The following is a 20,490-nucleotide window of genomic DNA, read 5'->3' as shown; positions in this document are numbered from 1 at the left end:
GACGGGAAGTTGCTCATGGACGCCATATATGACGGAGATGACTGGGTCGATCATTATACTTGGCGCCTGGTCGGCTCGAACGACAATGGGGATGTGGTGTTTGATGGACTATGTCCAAAGCATCTCCATCCTTTTGTCTCGTCGTTAATTGAGAGTTCCGCTCGTGTTGCCCCCTACAGCTCGGCATCGCTTCATGATACGGACGTTTTGAAGACCATAAGGGAATCAATTGACGAGGGCACGATGAGCAGTACATTGTTCTCTCGGCTTGTGGGGCTGGATGAGATTCAATCGAAACGACTGCTTGCGGGCGAAAAGGTGGAACTCACTTATCGGTCGATGATTTCAATCCTGCGGCTAGCCGATGTTCTTCGCAAATAAACATCTCCCCTATTCAAAAACCGAAAACCCCGCCAAGCGTGATCCCCTTAGGGAAAACACGTTTGGCGGGGTCCTAGCGTGATTTCCCTAGGGGAATCACGCCATCAGACGAGCAGCTCAGTCGAGCAGCGCGCTACTCCTCCCAGTAAGCATCTGCAAGCAGCTTAAAGCAAATCTTCTTGATCGGTTGTGCGCCATCGCCCGGGAACTCGAGCGTGGGCATGTGAGGCTCGCCGGCAACGAACAGCGCAAACTTGTCGTCGGCAAGATCGCTGGCGATCGAAGCGTCGGAATCGACCAGATCGTAGTCGTCCTTCTCGTCAAACTCCTGAACCAGCGTCAGGCTGCCCGTGGCGACCTTAAAGGCCTCGCGACCCTCGACATCGATCTGCAGGTCGTGATAGCGCTGATGCGTCTCATAGTGAGCCTCGGCCTCGGGACGCGTCGTGGGAGCCATGACGTTCGCATAGACCTTGTCGCCCAGAATCGGATGGCTGCCGACCTCGAGCTCTGCCGGGTCGTTCTCCTCGAGCCAGTCGATCAGCACGTCGAGGCCCTTGAGCATTCCGCGGTACTCCTCGATATCGCCCAATGCACCGTAAATCATCTAAATCCCCTCTCGGATCGCTTCTTTGGCGGCTACTCGGCAAACGCGTTACCGACGCTGTTGCCACCCACATACGCCTCGACCAGGGTAAGGTCGGGATTGAACACGACAAACTCGGCGTCGCGCCCCAGCATAATGCTACCGCACTTGTCGTCGACATGAGCTAGCAAGCAATGCCGGGGCCGACGCCCAGGCTTTTACAGCTCGGTCACGACAACGCCGTTGTAGACCTCGTCCCAACGGTCCATGACCAGATGGCCGGTCATGGGATCCATGGCATTGAGCTTGCCGCAGGTGTTGGCGGTACGCAGCACCGTCTCGTCGTCCGCGCCAGCAGCAATGGCATGCGCGAAGCCAGCGATAGTGGAGTCACCAGAGCCCGTAGCGTTAACGGCAGGGATATCGGGCGTCTTTGCGCGGAACGCACGGCCATTGTGGAAGCCAACGGAGCCGGCAGCGCCCATGGACACGACGACCCAGGGGATATCGGAGAAGCGGGCATCAGAGGCGAGCGCGGCGCGGAGCTCGTCCACATCGTCGGTGGTAAAGCTCGTACCCAAAAGGCCGTTGATCTCGGTCAGGTTAGGCTTGACCAGCTCGGGCTTAATTTCGGACTTAAGGGCGGCCTCGAGCGAAGCACCCGAGGTATCGAGCAACACCTTGGCACCGGCGTTCTCGGCAATGCCCGTGATCTTGGCATAGTAGTCTGCCTCGACACCGCGGGGCAGCGAACCCGAGATGGTGACGACGTCGGCCTTGCTCGCAAGCTCGGTAAACTTGGCGGTAAAGGCATCGAGCTCCTCGGGGGCAATTGTCGGGCCGCTCTCGAGCAGCTCGGTCTGGTTGCCGGCATGAAGGATATTGAGGCAGATGCGGGTCTCGCCCTTGATGGGCACAAAGTCGTTGTTAATACCGTTGGCGTCCATGAGCTCAGCCATGTAAGCGCCCATGTGGCCGCCGAGCAGACCGGTTGCCACGACGTCGTCGCCCAGCTGACCCAGTACACGGGCCACGTTGAGACCCTTGCCGCCGGCGGTCTTTTCGGGCGTCACACGGTTAACGTCGTCGATAATGAGCTCATCGAGCTGATAGCGTGTATCGACGGACGGGTTCATCGTAACGGTGAGGATCATTTTTAGCTCCTTATCTCGCAGGCTCCTTGTGCCTCGCGATACGAGTCGACAAAACGGAATTACAGAATCTCAATCGTGAACGAGCGAACGATGGTCTCCTTGGGCTTGGCGACAAGGCAGCCACGCTTATGCTCAAGCACGTCGTCCTCATCGGAGCAGGTCGAAAGGCCGCCCCAAGGCTCAACTGCCACAAAATCACCCTCGGGCTTGCTCCACACAATGAGATATGGGAAGCCCTCAAAGCTCAGGCGAACGCCCTTGTCCTCGCCCTTTTTGGAAAGCGTGACCTGGCGGCTCTCGAGCACGTCAAAGATGGTCTCCGCAAAATCGAAGAGCTCGTGCGATAGAGGCAGCGTCTTTCCCACCATGGGGTTCTTGGAGCGCTTGTCCACGTCAATCAAGCCAGTCGAAGGGACAGCGGTGCAAAGCTCTGCAGCCTCTTCTTTCTCAAAGCGCAACTCGTAGTCCGTATAGGCCTCGCCCTCATCGAGCGGGCACCTAAAGCCGGGATGCCCACCGATAAAGAACGGCATGTCCTCGGTGCCCTCGTTGGTAACCTCATAGGAGACACGCACGGCGGCGTCCTCGAGCGTATAGCGGGCGACGAGCCTAAACGGATACGGATAATCGCTCAGCAGCGCGGCGTTATCCTCCGAAGCCAGACACACAGCCAGCTCGTTCGTGCTTTGGCTCAGCAGTTTCCACTCCTGCTTACGCGCAAACCCGTGGCGGGCGAGCTTCACATGATGCCCAGCGAACGTCATGGCGCTGCCGTCGCGCAGACCTCCGCAAATCGGGAAGCAGACCGGCGCCTGACCGGACCATACTGCGGGGTCGCCCTGCCACAAATACTCGCGACCGTCGGCCTCAATCGAGGTAAACGAGCCGCCGGCAGTGGAAACCTTAATAGAAATCGAATCGTTGGAAAGAGCGTATTCCATTACCCATCCTTTCGAACAACTGCTTTATTTAACGCAAGCGCCCGTTTCAATCCTAACCATAGAACAAACCCGCACGCTCATCGATGCGTCCGGTATCCCGGTCATGTAACGGGGTACCATACAGACATTGATGCAATTACAGCTGAAAGGCCTTCTTATGCGAACCATCATTCTTTATGCCTCACGCCACCACGGCAATACGAAAAAGCTCGTGGACGCCATCGTCGAGGCGCACCCCGAAATCGATACCCTCGACGTGAAAACGCTCGGCAAAAACGAGTATCCCAACCTGCACGAATACCATCTGATTGGTGTCGCCACGGGCATCTATTACTCCGAGATCGACAAGGACATGGCACGCGTGCTCACTAACGTGTTGCAGCCGCAGGACAAGGTGTTTGGCCTTATGACCTACGGTGGCAAAAACAAGTGGTACGGCAAGGATATCGATGGCATCTGCCGCATGAGGCAGGCCATCTTTATGGGTGTCTACGGCTGCCCCGGCTTTGATACGTGGGGGCCGTTCAAACTCACCGGCGGTGTCCAAAAGGGGCACCCGACCGCTGAGGAAATTAAGGGTGCCGTCGACTTCTTCGACAAGATCGAAGACGAGTATGGAGACATCATCGTCGAAGAGTACGCCAAGCGCGAGAAGCGCCTAGCATACGAGAAGGAGCATCCTGCAGGAGGCCTGGTGGCCGGCGTTAAGCGTACGGCAAAGAAAATCGCTAGCAAGCTGTAACTGTAAAGGTGCTTTTGAGCGTTTAACCCGTACGGCGGGTCCGAGCAGATTCGGGCCCGCCGTCTTTTTCTTTCGTTACTCGGTAAAGGCGTTGCCGACGCTCTGGCCGCCAACATACGTCTCGACGAGGGTGAGCTCATGGTCGAACACGACAAAGTCGGCGTCGCGACCCGGCATGATGCTGCCGCACTTATCCTCGATGTGCGCGGAGCGTGCCGGCACCTCGGTTGCCATGCGAATGGCGATATCGGCGCTGGCGATGCCCCAGTCGACGATGTTCTTGACGCCCTGGGCAAGCGTGAGCACCGAACCGGCAATGCTCTTGCCATCTGCGAGCCAGCACAGGTTGTCCTTCATGATGACGTCCATGCCGCCGCTGGTGTAGCTGCCCTCGGGCATGCCGCCGCAGCCCAGGCAGTCGGTGATGAGTACCGTATGCTGCCAGCCCTTGGCCTGCAGCAGCGCCTTGATGGCGGCAGGGTTTACGTGCTTGCCGTCACAGATGATCTCGGCGTAGGTCTCGGACGTGGACATAGCAGCACCCACGACACCGGGCTCACGGTGATGCAGCCCGCGCTGGCCGTTATAGGTATGCGTAAAGCAGCTGGCACCGGCGTTGATGGCGGCGATGCACTCATCGTAGGTGGCGTCGGAGTGACCGATGCTGGTCACCACACCCTTGGCGTTCAGAGCAGCCGCATAAGCAGCGGCACCGTCGCGCTCGGCCGCCATGGCGCTCTTAACGATGCGACCGCCCGCAGCCTCCTGCCACTGATCAAAGACCTCCTCGGAGGGATCGATAAGATAAGCGGGGTTCTGCGCGCCCACGTGCTTCATGGTAAAGAAGGGGCCCTCCAGGTAGATGCCCTGAATGCGAGCACCGCAGAAGTCGGGGCCGCGACCCTCGTCCGCCTGAGCGATGGCGGCGCAGGCGTCCTTGATCCGCTCGACGCCATCGGTGAACGTCGTGGGTAGCCAGCTGGTGGTACCGCGACGGGCGAGCTCAGTCGAGCTGATATCGATACCCTCGGGGTCGTTATCGGTAGTTGAGTGGTTGTAGAAGCCATGGATGTGGGTATCGACCATACCCGGTGCGATCCACGATCCCGTGTAGTCCTTGATCTCGCAAGAGGGCTCGTCGGCCTGCCAGGCGCCAAAGACGCCATCCTCGACCATAAGATAGCCGCCCAGCTGCGGACCTGCCGGCAAGAAGAACTTGTCAGCCTTAATTGCGTACGTGCTCATATGCACTCCTTGCTTCTAAAGCAGTTGACTGTGGTGATGCTTATACCCGGTCCAAGTGAAAACAAAAAGCGCCCGCCCGCCGTTATGAGCGGACGGGCGCCCTTACAGGGGGGACGCGATTAAGCGGTGAAGGGGTGAATCGTCACGCCCTTAACCACGCGGTTGACCGTACCGGTGGGGCTCGGCGTGTCGGGCGTGTTGCCCACGCGCACGGAGTTGAGCAGGCTGATAGCCTGAGCAAACATCACGAACGGCAGGGCAAGGTAGCCCTCGGGAAGCGCCTCGTAGCCCTTAAAGGTGAAGGACTCGCCCTCGTAGACGGTAGCGCCATCCTGCTGAACGGCAACGGTGTGCTGAGCGATCTCGTCGCCACCGATCTCGTTGAGGATGTCGATGTCGTACTGACGGGTGTAGGCGTCGTTGTTGACGAACACGAACACGAGGGTCTTGTCGTCGACGAAGGACTTAGGTCCGTGACGATAGCCCATGGAAGTGTCGTAGGAAGTAGCGACCAGACCGTGAGCAAGCTCGAGAATCTTAAGCTGGCTCTCCTGAGCAAGGCCGCCAAAGGAGCCGGAGCCCAGGTAGGTCACGCGGTTGAAGTCGCCAGCGAGGTAATCGGCGACCTCGGACTCGCGAGCGATGACCTCCTCGCCCATCTTGGCGATGGTCTCGACCCACTCGGCCTTCTGCTCGTCGGAAGCCTCGTCAAAGATGAGGGTAGAGAGCAGGGTCATGCAGGTGTAGGAACCGGTCATGGCGAAGCCCTTGTCGTTGGCGCGCGGGATGAGCAGCGTCAGCGCATTGGGGTCATCGGCGGACTCGACGGCAAGCTTGCCCTCGGGAGCGCAGGTAATGTTGAGGAACTTGACGTTGTGGACGAGCTCCTTGGCGACGGCAACGGCGGCAAGGCTCTCGGGGCTGTTGCCAGAGCGGGCAAAGGAAACCACGAGCGTGGGATCCTCGGCGCGCAGGAAGTCGCGCGGAGCGCTCACGATGTCGGTCGTGGCGATGGGCTTAAAGTCGTAGAGATCAGTGTTGCCAGCGTGACGCAGGTACGGGGCGCAGGTATCGCCAACGTAGTCGGACGTACCGGCACCGGTGAAGACAACGGACAGACGGCCCTCGCCCATAGCGCGAGCCTCGGCCAGGAAGGCCTCGATGGCCTCCTTGTTCTCGCGATAGATGTTGAGCGTATCACGCCAAAGCTCGGGCTGCTGAGCAATCTCGGCCGTGGTGATCTGGGCGCCGAGCTCGGTGAGCTCCTCGACACTCTTCTCGAACATTTCTAATACCTCTCTCTAGAAGTAATCCTCTGACGTGCAATTATACACTTCGGTTGGTTATCTGGTAGTAACCAGTTAAATACAAAGAATCATCATATGGAAACGGTGCAGACACTAATCGCTACGCTGGTGGTAAACCTTGTATTTAAACTGATCGGCACGAGCAACCGAGAGCGTATACTCCACAACCTCGTTTGACTCGTTATACGTAGTCCTAACCAAATCGAGCACAGGCGAGCCCTCGACGATTTCCAAAAGGTGGGCATCGGTGGGACGGGCTATGCTCGCATAGAACTCCTCTTCGGCCACGCGTATTTTTTGCTTAAAGTCTTGCTCAATCACATCGTAAAGCGGCTTACGCTCCAGCAGCGGTCGCTTTAGGGACAGAAATTGACGAACCGGTAGATAGCTACGTTCGACCATCATGGGCATGTTGTCGGCAGAACGAAGGCGCTTGAGCTTAAAAATGCGATCACCGATACGTAATCCCATATGCTCGGCCAGATTCTTATCGGCCTCCATCTCGCAAAAATCGAGAATCGTGGTCTCGGGGTCGCGACCCATCGCGCGCATCTGCTCGGTAAAGCTGTAGGACTGCATAAGATTGGTTGCCTTTGCCGAACGGTCGGTCACAAAGGTACCGCGACCGTGCTGCCGAACCACCAGTCCTAAACGCTCCAGTTCCTGCAGAGCTAGGCGTACCGTAGTGCGCGAGAGACCATAGCGCTCCGAAAGTTCGCGCTCGGAAGGAATCATGTCACCGGCGCGATATTCATGGTCAATCTTTTCGGTCAGAATATCGACCAGCTGATCGTACAGCGGTTGCTTACGCGCTCCGATCGCCATCCTATCCTCCCTTTTGCTCAAACTAGGCTACTACCTTGGGTGTTAAGCATTATCGGTCTGCAACACCCGAATCATTAAGAAAACAAAAGCCGCGCGCTCTTTCGAGCACGCGGCTTTTAACATACACATGGCTTAAGGGGTCGGGGTGTGAGCCGCGTAGGGACACACCCCTCAAGCTAGAGCCTTACCAGATGCTCGGCCAGAGACCAAGCGGGCCAGCGCCCAGAATGCCCAGAACGAAGAGCAGCAGAATGCCCTTGGTCGGGGTCCAGCTGTGCTTAGCGAACATGTAGTAAAGCAGCAGCGTAAGCATAAGCGGGACAAGCTTCGGGACGATGGTGTTGAGGGTGTCGGCAACAGAGAAGTTGACCGGATCCTCGGTGACGGTGCCGTAGGTAACGGACGCCATGCCGTTGCCCAGATCGGTGACGCCGCACTCGACAGCGTTGCCGTCGGCATCGGAAGCGGTGAGGGCGTTGCCGTCCTCATCGGTCATGGCGATGGTACCGGCCTCAGCGGTCTCGGTATCGATGCCCTCCATACCGGTGAAGTTCTCGGCCTCCTTCTCGGAGACGATCACGGTAGTAGCGGAGAGGCCACGGGTGGTGCCGTTGGGGATCTGGAGGTTGATCTGGGTGCCACCCATGGTGACGACCAGGCAACCGACGACGAAGACGCCCATAATGGAAGCGGCACGCGTGAAGGCCTGCATGTTGGCAGTCAGAGCGTCAATAGCGCTGGTGCCAAGCTTGTAGGACCAGTTCATGAGCCAGAAGCGCAGAGCGAACTGGACGACGTTGAAGATCACCAGGAAGATGATCGGCGCAGCGGCGTTGCCGTTGATGGCCATGTTGGAGGTGATGCCGGCCGTGATAGGCACGAGCGTCAGCCAGAACAGGGCGTCACCGATACCACCGAGCGGGCCCATTGCGGCGACGCGGACGGCGCGGATCGTGGGGATGTCAACCTTGTTCTGCTCGAGCGAAAGCACGATACCCATAACAAAGGTGACGAGGAACGGGTGAGTGTTGAAGAACTCCAGGTTGTGGCTCATGGAAGCCGCGAGGTCGTTCTTGTTGGTGTGGATCTTCTCCAGACCGGGGATGATGGAGTAAAGCCAGCCAGCGGCCTGCATGCGCTCGTAGTTGAACGATGCCTGCAGGAAGCAGGAGCGCCAAGCCATCTTGTTGAGGGTCTTCTGGTCGAGCTGCGGAGCAGGAGTGAGATCCTCGTAGTGCTCCGGGATCACATACTCATTAGATGCCATCTTCGAAGTCACCTCCGTCAGAAACAGCTGCACCCTTCAGCTCGGTCTGCTGCTGGAAGTCCCAGAAAGCAATGCCGAAGCCGATGAGAGCGAGGATGAGCAGGGCAGGGGTTGCCAGAGAATCGTTGGCAACGGTGATGAGCGCGAGGCCAAAGCCCATGAGGAAGAAGCCCCACATATCGCGGTTCATCATAACCTTGAGCAGGACGGCGAAGCCGACGAAGCGCATCATGCCGCCTGCAGCGGACAGACCGGTCTGCAGCCAAGTCGGGATGGCGGAAGCGATGGTCTGACCGATGGTGGCGCCAGCGATGAAGAACAGGGTGACGACGACAGCGAAGATCAGGCCGAGCAGGGTCATGGCGAAGTAGTTCAGGCGCTCGATGCCCTTGGTGTCCGCGTTGTGAGCCATGTTATCGGCCGAGGACATAAGCGGGGACATAAGCGTGAAGACCAGGGTAACACCAAGCTGGCCAAGCAGAGCGAACGGAATGGCGAGGCCGACTGCCGCGTTGGGCTCGAGCTTCGTAGCGATAGCGAGAATGGCTGCCATGATGCCGCCGATGACGGCGTTAGGCGGCTGAGCGCCTCCGATCGGCATGTTGCCGATCGTCATGAGCTGATAAGTACCACCCACGAGAAGACCGGTGTTGAGGTCGCCAAGGATAAGACCGATGACGGCGCCGGTGACGATGGGCTGATAGAGAGACTCGAGGAAGTTGAACTGGTCGATTGCCGCGATGAACGTAACAACGAAGACCAGTGCGACCTGAATGATCGAGAATTCCATCTTGCTCCTCCTTTCAAAATGTATGTACGCACTTTGGATATCACGTACAGAATGTCAGGGTTTCACTCCTGACAACGTGGATCACGAGGATTACGAGAAGAGCTTGCTCGTATCCTCAACAGGCGTGCTCGGAACGCGCCTGATCTCCAACTCCACCCCCAATTCCTGCAGCTCTTTAAACGCAGCGACATCCTCGTCGTTAACTGCGACGGAGGTGGCGACTTGGCGCTTTCCTTCCGACATGTGCATGTTGCCGATGTTTACCTTCTTTATAGGCACACCGCCCTTGACGAGCGTAAGCACGTCTTCCGGTGTTTCGGCCACGATGAAGATCTTCTGGCGCGGGCTCGCCTTGCCAATGACGTCGATGGTCTTCTGCAGGGAGAAGAAACGCGTAGCGACGCCGGCGGGAGCGGCCATCTTCATGAGGTTCTGACGCATGGTGTTGGTCGACACGTCGTCGTTGGCGACGAGGATGAGGTTGGAGCCCAGGGTGGAGTTCCACTGGGTCGCGACCTGACCATGAACCAGTCGGTTATCGATGCGGGTAAGAAGAATGTTGGGTTCTGCCATGTTGATCAGCTTCCTTTCGTTGATTGCTGACGACAGTTACTTAATCTCCTGAATCGCGTAACGCGAAACATCTACGACGGCACCGGATCGGACTTTAATCTGGACCTTCTCGCCTTCGATGCCCTTGACGGTTCCGTAGATACCGCCGGCGAAAAGAACCTCCTGACCCGGCTTGAGCTCGGTGTGCAGCTCTTTGAAGTACTTCTGCTTCTTCTTCATGTTGATTTGCGACCAGATGGTGTAAATCAAGCCCATGATGACAAGCAGGCCCAAAAGAGCGACCGAGGAACTCAGAACACTGGCTCCGAAATCGGCCATTAGATGCCGTCCTCGTCGCCGAAGATATCCTCATCCTCGGCACCAGCGACGGAGGCGACCGTCTGGGCGGTGATGCCCGTCTGGCCAACGGTCACGGCCTGCTCGCCAAGCTCGGCGAGCGTGGCGTTGCCGCGGAGGAACAGAAGCTCAATAACCATGGGAAGGTTAGTTCCAGTCAGAATCTCGACGTTGTCGACATCCTGGGCAATCATCATTGCCTGGTTGAACGGGGTACCGCCAAGCAGGTCGGTAAAGACGAGCACGCCATCGCACTCCTCGCGCATGGCGGTAATAGCGGCGCGGAGATCCTCACCGTAGGAAGCAGCCTGGTCGCCCTCAAAAGGAACGACGGTAAAAGCGGGTTGATCGCCAGCGACCATAGCGATAGCGCTTGCGATGCCGGGTGCGAACTGTCCATGACCGGTAAGAATAAAGCCAACCATTCAAATTTCCCTTCCGAAGGTGTGTACGATCTGAGTCCGATGATGTTCGGAAGCCAGCGGGCGAGTGCCCTTAAAGCTTCTTGGAAAGCGTTCTTTAAAGACCAGTGGTTTCTCAACTGGTAGTAACCACGTGACGTGTTGTTGTCACTATATCACCACAGAAGAGGTTGCTTTCGTTGATTCATACAGTAAAACGTTTTTGCACCGTTCACGGTGAAAAATCGACCGTTTACCGCTCATTAACACTTCTACCTGCGGTTTTGAAACCGTTTCGAAATGATTTGACGAAAGATCGGAACTTTTTTTGTGTCTAAACAACGCAGGGTGGCTAAAAATGGCGTGTAGAAAAAATGCAGGTCATTGTGAAGATTTGTGAATTGGTCTTTTTGACTTAATACCAGTTAGAACCAGTTTAGAAATTATCGGTGAACGGTAGTTTTTGACCGTTCACCGGTTATTTGCAATCGTTTGCAGCCGTTTTCCCATATGAATTAGGGAGACCCGATGAAGCACTTGCGCGGTTGCAGGATATTTCGATACTCGTCCATCCCCCGCGCGCCAAACTCCCACTCCCTGAATGTGCCATAAGCTCTCGCAATTCGTCTCTCATATATTACTTACTCTAATCTGTAATTGTTTATCGGTTATCATTAAATATGATATAAGATACAAGTATCATCCAAGACATTGGTTGGAGGAGCTATGATCCGCTGGAACGTATCCAAATCGAATGAAGCCATCAACCGTGAACAGGCAATAGCCAATCTGAGGAAGCTCACTCGCTACTGCAAATGGGCCACAATCTGCACCGCCGTGGCGCTCGCTCTGGGACTCCTCGCAGTCATTGCAATCTACGATCTACTCATATTGCCTAGCCTCTCCCAAGGGTTCTGTCTCCAATCCGTAGAGCTTGAGGCTGGCGAAGGGCCAATTCTCGCTCTCGTCGGCGCCGATGAACACACCCCTCTTATGCTTGTCGCGCACGACGGTCATACTGCCATAGGGAGCGCCATGATGACATGCCTTGCGTTTGCCATCGTGCTAAGCGCATACAGGTTTTTCTCCGCCATTGAAAAGGCGGGCAGGCCCTTTGACCTCGAATGCATCCGCATACTACGTCAAGTAGGACATTTGTTCCTTATTGGCGGCGTTGCTGTGAAGCTTCTTGGTGCCATAGTCACGGGGCTGATACTCTCAGGATTTGGCGGCAACTTTACGGATGCGCTTGGCGGCCAGCACCTCGACCTCTCTATGGTCTTTGCAGGCCTGATTATTAGCCTGATTGCCAGCGTCTTCCAGTACGGGTGTATCCTGCAAAAACAAGATGACGAGTTGCTCTAGGGGGAATCCATGATTATTCTGCGGCTCGACCGCATGCTTGCCGAACGCAAGATTTCATCCAAAGAGCTTGCGGAACGCGTGGGTATCTCCCAGGTCAATATGTCGCGCATCAAGACGGGCAAGGTTTCTGCCGTGCGCTTTTCAACTCTTGACGCGATATGCCGGGCACTCGACTGCCAACCGGGCGATGTGCTGGAATATATGCCTGACGATGAAGCCGATAACCTCTTTGGACTTAAAGATTAATAGGCATAATGTAGCCACCAGCGCCCAAACGCAAATAGCCCGCTAGAACGGATATCGTTCTAGCGGGCTTATTCAGATAGTTCGGCTACGCGATCGATAAGCTCAGGCAAACCTTACGCGAACAGGCCGTAGATGCTGATGTTGGCCTTGGCGTACAGGCCGTTAGCGTACTCGGTCCACTTGGAGCTGGCGCTCGAAGCCTGCGAGGAGTACTGCTGGTAGGCGGTGTAATAGGCGGTCATGGCCTGCTTGTAGGTGGCACTATCGGCGGTAAAGGCATCGTCGGCGAAGGCCTTAGCGTAGGTGCTGTTCTCGTCCTTCCAGGTTCCCTTCGAGCTATCCCACTCGTCACCGGCAAGGTTGATGATGTAGTCGGCGTAATCCTTGCTCGCGGTCTCCTCGTTGCCGTCAGCAGGCTCAGTCGGAGCAGTCGGCATGCTTGCGGAGCCATCGCCCACCTTCTCCTTGTAGAGCTTCTGCAGCGTTGCGGACTGACGGACGATCTGCTTGGCCTGATCCTTGGACACGCCGTACTGTTTTGCCATGGTCTTGTAGTCGGAGGTGCCGATGGAATCCTCGGCGTACTTCTTCATCTCCTTAGAAGAGACGGTAATGCCCTCGTCCTCGGCAGCATCGAGCAGAATCTTGTTGCGCACGTAGGACAGGATGACATCGGCAGAAGGAGCGGTGTAGTTGCCATCGCTATCCTTGACGGTATCGAGGCTGTACTGGCTCTCGATGGCCTCGCGCGCGGTGATGTCGCTCTTCTTGCCGTGATAACTATAGCTTGCCACGGTCGAATCGAGCTGGTCCTCGGTGAGGATCGCCGAGCCGACGCCCTTGCCGCCAAAGCCGCCGTTGCCGATAAAAAAGCCGACCACAGCAGCGATCACGACAGCGACCACAAAGGCGGCAATCATCGTCTTCTTGTGCTTGGATGCATGGTCGTCCGCGTCGGCGTCAGTTTCGTCCTCATCCTGCTCCTCGGGCATGAGGTTCTCGTCGGCGGCGTCCGCGGCGATCTTTGCCTCCAGGCGAGCGTCCTCCTCCTCGGCGGTCGTGCCGGCGGCAATATGTTCGGCAGACGTACCGGCGACCAGGTCGATCTTCTCGTCCTCATCACCGTCGGGGCCTTCGCCGCGCTCGATGATCTGGATGCCGTCGATCTCGTCCTTCTCGTCCTTCTTTTGAATCAGACCCATATCAGTTACTCCTTGTTAGGAAACATAGTCCTCAATAGAATACGCCCGACGGAGCGCCGGGCGTATTGATTCTTAGGTTATACGCAAACACTTAAGTACTATTTAGGCGTTTGCAGCGTGCATGTCTTAGGCCAGGTGCGCGATAACGGCATCGGCAAAGGTCTGCGTGCCCACAGCGCCCTCAACGGAGCCGGTCTGGGCACGACGCACGTCACCGGTAACCTGCTCGCCCTCGTCGAGCGTGGCAGATACGGCAGCACGGATACGATTGGCCGCATCGTTCTCGCCCAGGTGATCAAGCATCATCGCAGCAGAGAGGATCTCGGCCGTGGGGTTGGCGATATCCTGACCGGCGATATCGGGCGCGGAGCCGTGCGTAGCCTCAAAGATTGCGCAGTCGGCACCGATGTTGGAGCCGGGGGCCATGCCCAGACCGCCCACCAGGCCGGCGCACAGGTCACTCACGATGTCGCCGTACAGGTTGGGCAGCACCAGGACATCGAAGTCATTGGGGTTCTGGACCAGGCCCATGCAGGTGGCGTCGACGATCTTGTCGTTGAACTCGATATCGGGATAGTTGGCGGCCACCTCGCGCGCAACGCGCAGGAACAGGCCGTCAGTCGCCTTCATGATGTTGGCCTTGTGCACGGCCGTCACCTTTTTGCGGCCGCAGCGGCGGGCATACTCAAAGGCATACTCCACAATGCGGCGGCTCTTGGCGATGGAGATCGGCTTGATCGAGATCGCGGAATCGGCGGCGAAGGTCTTTTGGCCCGAACGCTCGACGAGCTGCGAGAGCTCCTCGACCTCGGCAGCGCCCTCATCGAACTCGATGCCGGCGTAGAGGTCCTCGGTGTTCTCGCGCACGATGACCAGGTCGACATCGCGGAAACGCGAGCCGTCACCCGGCTGCGACAGACAGGGGCGCACGCAGGCGTACAGGTCGAAATGCTTGCGCAGGGCCACGTTGACGCTGCGGAAACCCGTGCCAACCGGCGTGGTAATGGGGCCCTTGATGGCAACCTTGGTCTCGGCGACCGCATCGAGAACGTGCTGGGGCAGCGGCGTGCCAAACTCGTCCATGACGCCGGCACCGGCCTCCTGGACGTTCCAGTTGATCTGGACACCGGTGGCCTCGACCACGCGGCGCATGGCCTGCGTAATCTCGGGACCGATACCGTCACCGGGAATCAGGACTACATCGTGCGCCATAATCTGTTACTCCTCGTCTTCGGCGTCGTCAGATTTTTTAACGCTAGCACGCTTCTTCTTTTTGGAGAGATCCAGGCCAAAACGTTTAACAAGCATTTCGCAAATCTCGCTCGAACGGGCCTTGAGATAGCTGCCCTTACCGTTCTCGGCATCGAACTTAAGGCGCAGCGCAAGCTTCTCGGCAACCTCGGCGTCAATCTCGCCCTGGCAAAACTCGTACAGGCAACCGAGCATGTCGCGATACTCAAGGTCGCCGTGGTAGCACTGGATGGCCTCGTCCAGGATGGGCCAAGCCTCGCGCGAACGCTCGACGCCCGTGGCACCCCACACGCACAGCAGGCGGAAGGCGGCATAGCGCAGCGTGGAGGAGATCTCGTCGAACAGTGCAGTCTCGGCGCCCTCAAAGGCATCGCCCAGCTGCTCGGGGCAGGTGGTAGCGAGCGCCGTCAGGGCATCAAGGGCCTCCCAGCGGGTCTGCGCCTCGGGGCGGTTGAGTGCCTCGATCAACGCGGGCACGCAGGGCTCGACGCGCTGCGGTTCGCGCTCGGCAAGCAGGTGCAGCACGCGGGCGGCAAACTGGCGGATGCGGCGCGTGGGGCAGCCGAGCTCCTGGACCAGGCGATCGACGGCGTTCTCGTTCTCCTCTGCCAGCTGGAGCTGTGCCAGCTCCTCGTCGGTGAGCTGTTCGTCTTTATTTTCTGCCATAGTTACCTCTTCTTACTATTTCTTAGCGTGCTTGCCAGCACCCTTGCTGTCATCGGTGACCGAGATGAGCTGTCGGTCGGCCGCGCCATTGCGACGTGCGCGGCGGCGTTCCTCGGCATCGCCCGCGTCGGCGGCGGCGCGGTGAGCCTTGTTGACGTTAAAGACCTCGTCGTGCTTGCGCCACGGGCCGACGGACTCGCCAAAGCTCATCTTAAGGCCGGCGATAAAGCCGCCGAGCCAACCGATCGGCGCAAACTGCACCAGCGGGAACAGCGAAAACACCCAGGTCAGTAGGACGACTGCCGCCGCTCCCGCAAAGTTGGCAATCCAGTAGTCGCGCTTGGTGATGACGCGCTTTTCGCACGCCCACTGGCCGCACAGAAAGCCGATGTAGATCGCAAAGAGAAAGAGCGCCAGCGCAAGCACCACGAACGTCCAGCTCATGGGCGCTACTCCCCGTGATGGTGGCCACAGCAGCACTCGTGGCCGTCGTCATGACCGTGGCCGCCGCAGCACTCGTGGTCCTCGCCGTGATGGTGGCCGCAACCGCACTCATGCTCGTCGCCGTGCTCGCCGCAACCGCAGCCGTCCTCGTGGGCACCGTGCTCCTCGGGGCGATACTGCGACCAGTCCAGACCGGCGGCGATGGCGTCGGCCTCCTCCTTGTAGAGGACCGTGATGGCCTGGGTGCCCAGCTTGGCGCCACCGATAGCGTCGAGCATGTCGTAGAGCGTAAAGGCCACGTCGGCGCCGGGCAGCGCGAGCTCGCGGTCGTCGGCGTAAGCAAGGGCCAGGCGCAGGTCCTTAATGAAGTGCTCGACCATAAAACCGGGCTTGTAGTCGCCGTCGAGCGCCTTGGGCGCCAGGCTCTCCATGGCGCCGGACTTGCCGGTACCGCCCAAGATCATCTGGCGGGTCTTCTCCAGGTCAAGGCCGCTCAGCTCGGCAAATGCCATGGCGTCTGCCATGCCGACCATGCAGGCGCCCAGCGACACCTGGTTGGCGAGCTTGGCAGCCTGGCCCTTGCCGGCGCCGTCGAAGCAGCAGATGTTGGCCGCAAAGGTGGCAAGGATGTCGCGGACCGGCGCGATGTCGTTCTCGGTAGCGCCCACGATAGCCGTGAGCGTACCGGCGATAGCGCCCGACTCGCCGCCGGTGACGGGGCAGTCAAACGCCATGCGGCCGGAAACCTGGGCGGCCTCGGCAATGTCACGGGCAAGCTCGGGCGAGCTCGTGGTGAGGTCGATCAAGACCGCACCGGGCTTAGTGCACGCGAGCAGGCCGTCGCCCGCCAGGTAGAGTTCCTCGACCTCGGAGGGATAGCCCACCATGGTAAAGACGACATCGGCGTTCGCCGCGGCATCGGCCGGCGTATCTGCCCAGACGGCGCCGCGCTCGATAAGCGCCGCCGCCTTGGACTTGGTGCGGTTGTTGACCGTGACGGGATAGCCGGCGTCCAGAATGTGGCCGGCGATGGGGGCACCCATGATTCCGGTGCCGATAAATGCGACGGAGAGCTTGTTTGCCATGAAACCTTTCCTTTTGGGTTGGGTGTTGTTACCAGGTTGAATACTCGGTGCCAGCGTTTGGGCTGTGAGTCGAGGGCGATTACGGACGCAGCGCTTGCCTACTGACCGCGCACGCGGCGGGCGATACGGTCGGAAAGCGACGCCTTGTCGGCGCGGTTCTTACCCCAAAACGCGCAGCCCACCATGCCGGGGCCCACGTGCGAGCCGATGGTGGGACCCACGGAGCCGCGAATGATCGTGACGTCGGCGCAACCCTCCTCCTTGCGGATGGCGGCTTCGAGCCAGTCGCCATCCTTTTCGGCATCGGCCGTCATGATGGCGATGGGCATGGTGCGATCGGGCACGTAGTTCTCGCGGAACGACTTGAGGATGGACTTGAGCGCCTTCTTGCGGCCGCGGTTGACGCCGATCAGCGACAGCGAGCCGGCCAGGTCGTAGGAGAGCTCGGGCTTGACGTCGAGCTTTGCCGTGAGCTGCGCCGCCGCGGGCGGAATGCGGCCGCCGGCAGCCAGTGCGTCGAAGCTCTCGAGCGTAAAGTAGCCGTGCACGTAGGTCTTTGCCTCGTTTGCCCAATCGACCAGCTGCTTGGCGGTCAGTCCCGCCGAACGCTGGCGCACGGCCTCGAGCGCCAAGAGCGCACCGGCCGCGCAGGGCAGAGCGTTGTCGACCACGTAGAGCTCAAAGTTGGGATACTCGGCGCGCACGACATCTGCCGCCTGGCACGCGGAGTTGTAGCTCGACGACAGCGCCGAGGTAAAGCACAGGTAGACCGTGGGCGTGCCCTCTTTGGCGCACTCGGTAAAAAACTCGATATAGCGACCGAGCGACACAGCCGAGGTGGACACGCGGGCACCGGCGCGCGTGCGGTCGTAGAACTCCTTAGGGCTCATGCTCGACCAGATGTCGTCTGTGCGCTCCTCGCCATCGATAATGAAAGGGAAACCCAGGATATCGACATCGAGGTTCGCGGCGACCTCGGGGCTAAAGTCGCAGCAGGTATCGACGACGATGCGGCAACGGTTCGAATGACCGGCGGATGCGGCCTTGTCCATCAAAGCGACTCCTTACGTAAAAAGGCGGCCACCCGCATGGGATGGCCGCCAACCGTTAACTCATGCAAGTTAACGTATTTTACTCGTCAAGTGTTTCGATGCGGGGCTTGATGATGCCATATCCACCATTCTTACGGTGATACACCACATTGATGAGACCGGTCGTCGCGTTCTCGAACACGTAGAAGTCGTGGCCCAGCAGATCGGTCTGCACCAGCGCCTGCTCCTCAGTCATCGGGGTGACGTCGATAACCTTCTCGCGGACGAGCAGGTCGTCCTCCTCCTCGGGCAGCAGCAGGTCGGCCAGATCCTCGACACGCTCGACCGGTGCAACATCCGCTGCGCTGGCACCACCCTGGCGGTTGTCCACGACCTTGGTCTTGAACTTGCGCAGCTGGCGGGTGACCTTATCGGCGGAGAGGTCGATGGCGGCGTACATATCTGCACCGTGCTCGGCAACGCGAATCACCGAACCGCGGGCGCGAACCGTAACCTCGACGATTGCCGGGTTGGGGTTCGAGGGGTTCTTCTCATAGCGAAGTACAACGTCGACCGTCATGGGCTCGATATCGAAAACCTTGAGCGCCTCGCCGATCTTCTCATCCACATGCGCACGCAGAGCATCGGTTACCGTCGTCTTGCGTCCAGAAACCTTGATATCCATACGTGGCTCCAATCTGCCTCGGGGACTTACTGTACTGGCTATGTACCCATTGCCGTGCATTTAATCACGCGGATTCCCAAAGACCCGAATAACGATTGCTTGATACCGCATACCGAAGTCTCGCACTTTTCTGTGGCAAAGTGCGCTATGGAAGAGCGACGGCGACTTTGGTTTTGCACCTAAAAAATGTCTTTGACCTGCTGGTTTTATGGAAACGAAAAAGCCGGGCTCCCCTGTTGGGAGAGCCCGGCGATGCGTGTTGAAACCGTGAAGAGGCGTCCCTCCTAGCGCATAGGAGACGCCACCCCTAGCAATAACTAGCTATTGAGCTTGTTAATGTCGTCGTCGGTGATAGTGCCCTCCTGGCTGGACGATTTATCCTCGGAGGATGCACCATCGCTGCTCGAATCGGAGGATGCGGACTCGCTGGATCCGGTGTCGGTCGGCTGCACGTCGGCGCCCGAGACCGTCTTGGTGGTGAGGTCATAGGGCATCGTGCCGTACCAGACGGAGTGGACCGCCTCGAGCGTACCGTCGACCGTGATGCCGTCGAGGGCATCGCTCACGGCACGGCACAGTTCGTCATTGGACGAGAGGCCCGCAACACCAAGCGTCGAGGGCGCCTCGAGCGCACCGACATAGGAGATCTCGCTCATCAGGCGTGCAAGGTAGCCGCCGGCCGTGGAGTCGCAGATCACATAGTCGACCTCGCCGGACTCGAGCGCCTCAAAGCACTCGTTGATGTTGGGGTAGGTCTTTTGGTTAGCGGTGATGCTCTGCTTAGCAAGCGCCTCCTGCGAGGCCGAGGACATCTGGACACCCAGAGTAGACGTGTTAAGGGTATCGGTGGAAACGTTTAGCGACCCACCATCGCTGGTTCTACCGAACACGGAAGCGGCATCGTACAGGCAGGTGCCGAGCGAGCTAACGTCCCCGTCCGTGGAGTTGATCTCGCCGATAAAGATATCAGCCTTTTTGTCGCCGAGCGCGGAACCTGCCGAGGACGCATCGACAAAGGCGACCTTAAGGCCCATGCGGCTTGCGAGGGCGCGGGCGGCGTCGACCGCATACCCCGTGAGCTCGCCGTCGGTGCCCTGCATGGCCTGCGGCGCATCGGAAGTATCGAGGGCGACCGTCAGGGTACCGGGGGTGACCAGGGCATCATCCGACACCGTGGGCGTGACGGTCTCGTACTCGATCTGGTCGATCGTGGGAGTCGTGAACGTAGACAGCGGGTTGAACGCGCATCCGCTCAGGCCCAAAACGGCGATGACCGCTGCGGTCCCAGCACCTAACCGAGCCGCGTGCATCAAGCTGCCCCTCACCATGTCCACTACCCTGCCTTCTGTGTCGTATACGATCCGTGCGTTGCGCGGAATATCAGATTGTTCCCACCAGCTGACCTGGTATTTGACCCCACACTTGCGCACCGGGGTGTTTGCTCGGGAGGCCGCAGCCACCTTCACGACTGGCCCGCTCGCCCGCGAGGCGGTATTGCCCCAAAGAAAGTAGAACGGACGGTGCGGCTTACATCTAGGACGCGCCATGATCGCGCCGCGCGCACGCGGTCGCTTACGTGGATCCCTTTGACCGCGTCTGTCTTGGACTAGGACGGGCATTTCGTCCGTCCGCAACCACAGCCTGGTAGGAACGTAGCGCATTATAGCTAAGTTCAAGCTAAAGTTTAAGGTTAGGGGCGTCATTCGCATCGCGAGTACAGATTTCGCAGGTCGGAGTGGGCTATTCGTGCCCCTGTGAAGCCCGGAGCTCCCCTATGGGGAGCTCCGGGGCACCCTTCCTAGGGTGCTGTGGCCAAAAAATGGCAAATATGAGTACTGTCACCAATTTAGTAACAGGCAATTTTGGCCTCTCGGACAGATTTTGCGCTCAGTGTCGCCAACCTGATGCTTAGTTGGTGACGCATAATTTCTTTCGCAAATTGACAACCGCATAGCGGAACACGGCCC

General features: G+C 58.7%; 23 protein-coding genes. 4 read left to right on the top strand and 19 right to left on the bottom strand.

Going from position 1 to position 20,490, the window contains the following annotated elements; translation table 11 throughout:
* Positions 1 to 381, top strand: a 381-nt coding sequence (locus tag DW645_RS09050; protein WP_233540758.1) for a hypothetical protein, incomplete at its 5' end; no start/stop codon positions are given.
* Positions 382 to 514: 133 nt separating this feature from the next.
* On the opposite strand, the gene DW645_RS09045 is transcribed toward DW645_RS09050, so the two are convergent.
* The 3 genes from DW645_RS09045 to DW645_RS09030 all read right to left on the bottom strand — a co-directional run bounded on the left by DW645_RS09045 (position 515) and on the right by DW645_RS09030 (position 3,062).
* Positions 515 to 988, bottom strand: coding sequence for a YhcH/YjgK/YiaL family protein (locus DW645_RS09045; RefSeq protein ID WP_118227291.1), 474 nt, complete (start codon positions 986 to 988; stop codon positions 515 to 517).
* 197 nt (positions 989 to 1,185) lie between these two features.
* Entirely contained in the window at positions 1,186 to 2,121 is a 936-nt protein-coding gene (locus DW645_RS09035; RefSeq protein WP_117654926.1) for a hexose kinase, read from the bottom strand.
* 59 nt (positions 2,122 to 2,180) lie between these two features.
* On the bottom strand, positions 2,181 to 3,062 hold the full coding sequence (locus DW645_RS09030; protein ID WP_118227290.1) for an aldose 1-epimerase family protein: 882 nt from the start codon (positions 3,060 to 3,062) through the stop codon (positions 2,181 to 2,183).
* Positions 3,063 to 3,219: 157 nt separating this feature from the next.
* Between DW645_RS09030 and DW645_RS09025 the strand changes: the two genes are divergently transcribed.
* Entirely contained in the window at positions 3,220 to 3,804 is a 585-nt protein-coding gene (locus DW645_RS09025) for a hypothetical protein (protein WP_089572399.1), read from the top strand.
* Between the two features lie 75 nt (positions 3,805 to 3,879).
* Here the strand turns inward: DW645_RS09025 and nagA are convergent, their stop codons facing one another.
* From nagA to DW645_RS08985, 8 genes are all read right to left on the bottom strand, one after another.
* Positions 3,880 to 5,049: an N-acetylglucosamine-6-phosphate deacetylase gene (gene nagA, locus DW645_RS09020; RefSeq protein ID WP_118227289.1), complete on the bottom strand. Its 1,170-nt coding sequence runs from the start codon at positions 5,047 to 5,049 to the stop codon at positions 3,880 to 3,882.
* 119 nt (positions 5,050 to 5,168) lie between these two features.
* The gene (locus tag DW645_RS09015; protein WP_117797507.1) at positions 5,169 to 6,335 is read right to left on the bottom strand and encodes an SIS domain-containing protein; all 1,167 of its coding nucleotides are present in this window, start codon (positions 6,333 to 6,335) and stop codon (positions 5,169 to 5,171) included.
* A 114-nt stretch (positions 6,336 to 6,449) separates the two neighbouring features.
* On the bottom strand, positions 6,450 to 7,181 hold the full coding sequence (locus DW645_RS09010; RefSeq protein ID WP_117635805.1) for a GntR family transcriptional regulator: 732 nt from the start codon (positions 7,179 to 7,181) through the stop codon (positions 6,450 to 6,452).
* Positions 7,182 to 7,365: 184 nt separating this feature from the next.
* Positions 7,366 to 8,448, bottom strand: coding sequence for a PTS system mannose/fructose/sorbose family transporter subunit IID (locus tag DW645_RS09005; RefSeq protein ID WP_118227288.1), 1,083 nt, complete (start codon positions 8,446 to 8,448; stop codon positions 7,366 to 7,368).
* Positions 8,438 to 9,238 carry a PTS sugar transporter subunit IIC gene (locus tag DW645_RS09000; RefSeq protein WP_117583564.1) on the bottom strand — a complete coding sequence of 267 codons (801 nt, stop codon included), beginning with the start codon at positions 9,236 to 9,238 and terminating at the stop codon, positions 8,438 to 8,440. Before DW645_RS09000 ends, DW645_RS09005 begins: the two co-directional genes overlap by 11 nt.
* Positions 9,239 to 9,328: 90 nt before the next feature.
* On the bottom strand, positions 9,329 to 9,811 hold the full coding sequence (agaV, locus tag DW645_RS08995) for a PTS N-acetylgalactosamine transporter subunit IIB (RefSeq protein WP_089572404.1): 483 nt from the start codon (positions 9,809 to 9,811) through the stop codon (positions 9,329 to 9,331).
* Positions 9,812 to 9,847: 36 nt separating this feature from the next.
* On the bottom strand, positions 9,848 to 10,129 hold the full coding sequence (gene yajC, locus DW645_RS08990; protein WP_117583566.1) for a preprotein translocase subunit YajC: 282 nt from the start codon (positions 10,127 to 10,129) through the stop codon (positions 9,848 to 9,850).
* On the bottom strand, positions 10,129 to 10,572 hold the full coding sequence (locus DW645_RS08985; RefSeq protein ID WP_117757656.1) for a PTS fructose transporter subunit IIA: 444 nt from the start codon (positions 10,570 to 10,572) through the stop codon (positions 10,129 to 10,131). Before DW645_RS08985 ends, yajC begins: the two co-directional genes overlap by 1 nt.
* 702 nt (positions 10,573 to 11,274) lie before the next feature.
* Here DW645_RS08985 and DW645_RS08980 point away from each other — a divergent pair.
* Positions 11,275 to 11,913 carry a DUF2975 domain-containing protein gene (locus DW645_RS08980; protein ID WP_118227287.1) on the top strand — a complete coding sequence of 213 codons (639 nt, stop codon included), beginning with the start codon at positions 11,275 to 11,277 and terminating at the stop codon, positions 11,911 to 11,913.
* Between the two features lie 9 nt (positions 11,914 to 11,922).
* On the top strand, positions 11,923 to 12,159 hold the full coding sequence (locus DW645_RS08975) for a helix-turn-helix transcriptional regulator (protein WP_117564746.1): 237 nt from the start codon (positions 11,923 to 11,925) through the stop codon (positions 12,157 to 12,159).
* Between the two features lie 113 nt (positions 12,160 to 12,272).
* On the opposite strand, the gene DW645_RS08970 is transcribed toward DW645_RS08975, so the two are convergent.
* The 8 genes from DW645_RS08970 to DW645_RS08935 all read right to left on the bottom strand — a co-directional run bounded on the left by DW645_RS08970 (position 12,273) and on the right by DW645_RS08935 (position 19,833).
* On the bottom strand, positions 12,273 to 13,361 hold the full coding sequence (locus DW645_RS08970) for a hypothetical protein (protein ID WP_118227286.1): 1,089 nt from the start codon (positions 13,359 to 13,361) through the stop codon (positions 12,273 to 12,275).
* A 126-nt stretch (positions 13,362 to 13,487) separates the two neighbouring features.
* Positions 13,488 to 14,573 (bottom strand): isocitrate/isopropylmalate dehydrogenase family protein, encoded by a 1,086-nt coding sequence (locus DW645_RS08965; protein ID WP_117840118.1) that lies wholly within the window; start codon positions 14,571 to 14,573, stop codon positions 13,488 to 13,490.
* A 6-nt stretch (positions 14,574 to 14,579) separates the two neighbouring features.
* Entirely contained in the window at positions 14,580 to 15,278 is a 699-nt protein-coding gene (locus tag DW645_RS08960; RefSeq protein ID WP_118227285.1) for a HEAT repeat domain-containing protein, read from the bottom strand.
* Between the two features lie 15 nt (positions 15,279 to 15,293).
* Positions 15,294 to 15,722 carry a hypothetical protein gene (locus tag DW645_RS08955; RefSeq protein WP_117716283.1) on the bottom strand — a complete coding sequence of 143 codons (429 nt, stop codon included), beginning with the start codon at positions 15,720 to 15,722 and terminating at the stop codon, positions 15,294 to 15,296.
* Between the two features lie 5 nt (positions 15,723 to 15,727).
* Positions 15,728 to 16,807, bottom strand: coding sequence for an NAD(P)-dependent oxidoreductase (locus tag DW645_RS08950; RefSeq protein ID WP_118227284.1), 1,080 nt, complete (start codon positions 16,805 to 16,807; stop codon positions 15,728 to 15,730).
* Positions 16,808 to 16,905: 98 nt separating this feature from the next.
* Positions 16,906 to 17,859, bottom strand: coding sequence for a DegV family protein (locus DW645_RS08945; RefSeq protein ID WP_118227283.1), 954 nt, complete (start codon positions 17,857 to 17,859; stop codon positions 16,906 to 16,908).
* A 79-nt stretch (positions 17,860 to 17,938) separates the two neighbouring features.
* Complete coding sequence (gene hpf, locus DW645_RS08940) at positions 17,939 to 18,523, bottom strand: ribosome hibernation-promoting factor, HPF/YfiA family (RefSeq protein ID WP_035137685.1); 585 nt, start codon at positions 18,521 to 18,523, stop codon at positions 17,939 to 17,941.
* Between the two features lie 317 nt (positions 18,524 to 18,840).
* On the bottom strand, positions 18,841 to 19,833 hold the full coding sequence (locus DW645_RS08935; protein ID WP_158548962.1) for an ABC transporter substrate-binding protein: 993 nt from the start codon (positions 19,831 to 19,833) through the stop codon (positions 18,841 to 18,843).
* Positions 19,834 to 20,490: the final 657 nt, after the last annotated feature.

The organism is Collinsella sp. AM23-17 (genome assembly GCF_003470945.1).
Taxonomy (GTDB): domain Bacteria; phylum Actinomycetota; class Coriobacteriia; order Coriobacteriales; family Coriobacteriaceae; genus Collinsella; species Collinsella aerofaciens_O.
This window is presented reverse-complemented; position numbering and strand designations above follow the sequence as displayed.

What these genes read in the sequence shown, in the direction of transcription:
- DW645_RS09045 (WP_118227291.1), bottom strand. Translation starts at nt 988, where the DNA reads ATGATTTACGGTGCATTGGGCGATATCGAGGAGTACCGCGGAATGCTC.
- DW645_RS09035 (WP_117654926.1), bottom strand. Translation starts at nt 2,121, where the DNA reads ATGATCCTCACCGTTACGATGAACCCGTCCGTCGATACACGCTATCAG.
- DW645_RS09030 (WP_118227290.1), bottom strand. Translation starts at nt 3,062, where the DNA reads ATGGAATACGCTCTTTCCAACGATTCGATTTCTATTAAGGTTTCCACT.
- DW645_RS09025 (WP_089572399.1), top strand. Translation starts at nt 3,220, where the DNA reads ATGCGAACCATCATTCTTTATGCCTCACGCCACCACGGCAATACGAAA.
- nagA (WP_118227289.1), bottom strand. Translation starts at nt 5,049, where the DNA reads ATGAGCACGTACGCAATTAAGGCTGACAAGTTCTTCTTGCCGGCAGGT.
- DW645_RS09015 (WP_117797507.1), bottom strand. Translation starts at nt 6,335, where the DNA reads ATGTTCGAGAAGAGTGTCGAGGAGCTCACCGAGCTCGGCGCCCAGATC.
- DW645_RS09010 (WP_117635805.1), bottom strand. Translation starts at nt 7,181, where the DNA reads ATGGCGATCGGAGCGCGTAAGCAACCGCTGTACGATCAGCTGGTCGAT.
- DW645_RS09005 (WP_118227288.1), bottom strand. Translation starts at nt 8,448, where the DNA reads ATGGCATCTAATGAGTATGTGATCCCGGAGCACTACGAGGATCTCACT.
- DW645_RS09000 (WP_117583564.1), bottom strand. Translation starts at nt 9,238, where the DNA reads ATGGAATTCTCGATCATTCAGGTCGCACTGGTCTTCGTTGTTACGTTC.
- agaV (WP_089572404.1), bottom strand. Translation starts at nt 9,811, where the DNA reads ATGGCAGAACCCAACATTCTTCTTACCCGCATCGATAACCGACTGGTT.
- yajC (WP_117583566.1), bottom strand. Translation starts at nt 10,129, where the DNA reads ATGGCCGATTTCGGAGCCAGTGTTCTGAGTTCCTCGGTCGCTCTTTTG.
- DW645_RS08985 (WP_117757656.1), bottom strand. Translation starts at nt 10,572, where the DNA reads ATGGTTGGCTTTATTCTTACCGGTCATGGACAGTTCGCACCCGGCATC.
- DW645_RS08980 (WP_118227287.1), top strand. Translation starts at nt 11,275, where the DNA reads ATGATCCGCTGGAACGTATCCAAATCGAATGAAGCCATCAACCGTGAA.
- DW645_RS08975 (WP_117564746.1), top strand. Translation starts at nt 11,923, where the DNA reads ATGATTATTCTGCGGCTCGACCGCATGCTTGCCGAACGCAAGATTTCA.
- DW645_RS08970 (WP_118227286.1), bottom strand. Translation starts at nt 13,361, where the DNA reads ATGGGTCTGATTCAAAAGAAGGACGAGAAGGACGAGATCGACGGCATC.
- DW645_RS08965 (WP_117840118.1), bottom strand. Translation starts at nt 14,573, where the DNA reads ATGGCGCACGATGTAGTCCTGATTCCCGGTGACGGTATCGGTCCCGAG.
- DW645_RS08960 (WP_118227285.1), bottom strand. Translation starts at nt 15,278, where the DNA reads ATGGCAGAAAATAAAGACGAACAGCTCACCGACGAGGAGCTGGCACAG.
- DW645_RS08955 (WP_117716283.1), bottom strand. Translation starts at nt 15,722, where the DNA reads ATGAGCTGGACGTTCGTGGTGCTTGCGCTGGCGCTCTTTCTCTTTGCG.
- DW645_RS08950 (WP_118227284.1), bottom strand. Translation starts at nt 16,807, where the DNA reads ATGGCAAACAAGCTCTCCGTCGCATTTATCGGCACCGGAATCATGGGT.
- DW645_RS08945 (WP_118227283.1), bottom strand. Translation starts at nt 17,859, where the DNA reads ATGGACAAGGCCGCATCCGCCGGTCATTCGAACCGTTGCCGCATCGTC.
- hpf (WP_035137685.1), bottom strand. Translation starts at nt 18,523, where the DNA reads ATGGATATCAAGGTTTCTGGACGCAAGACGACGGTAACCGATGCTCTG.
- DW645_RS08935 (WP_158548962.1), bottom strand. Translation starts at nt 19,833, where the DNA reads ATGCACGCGGCTCGGTTAGGTGCTGGGACCGCAGCGGTCATCGCCGTT.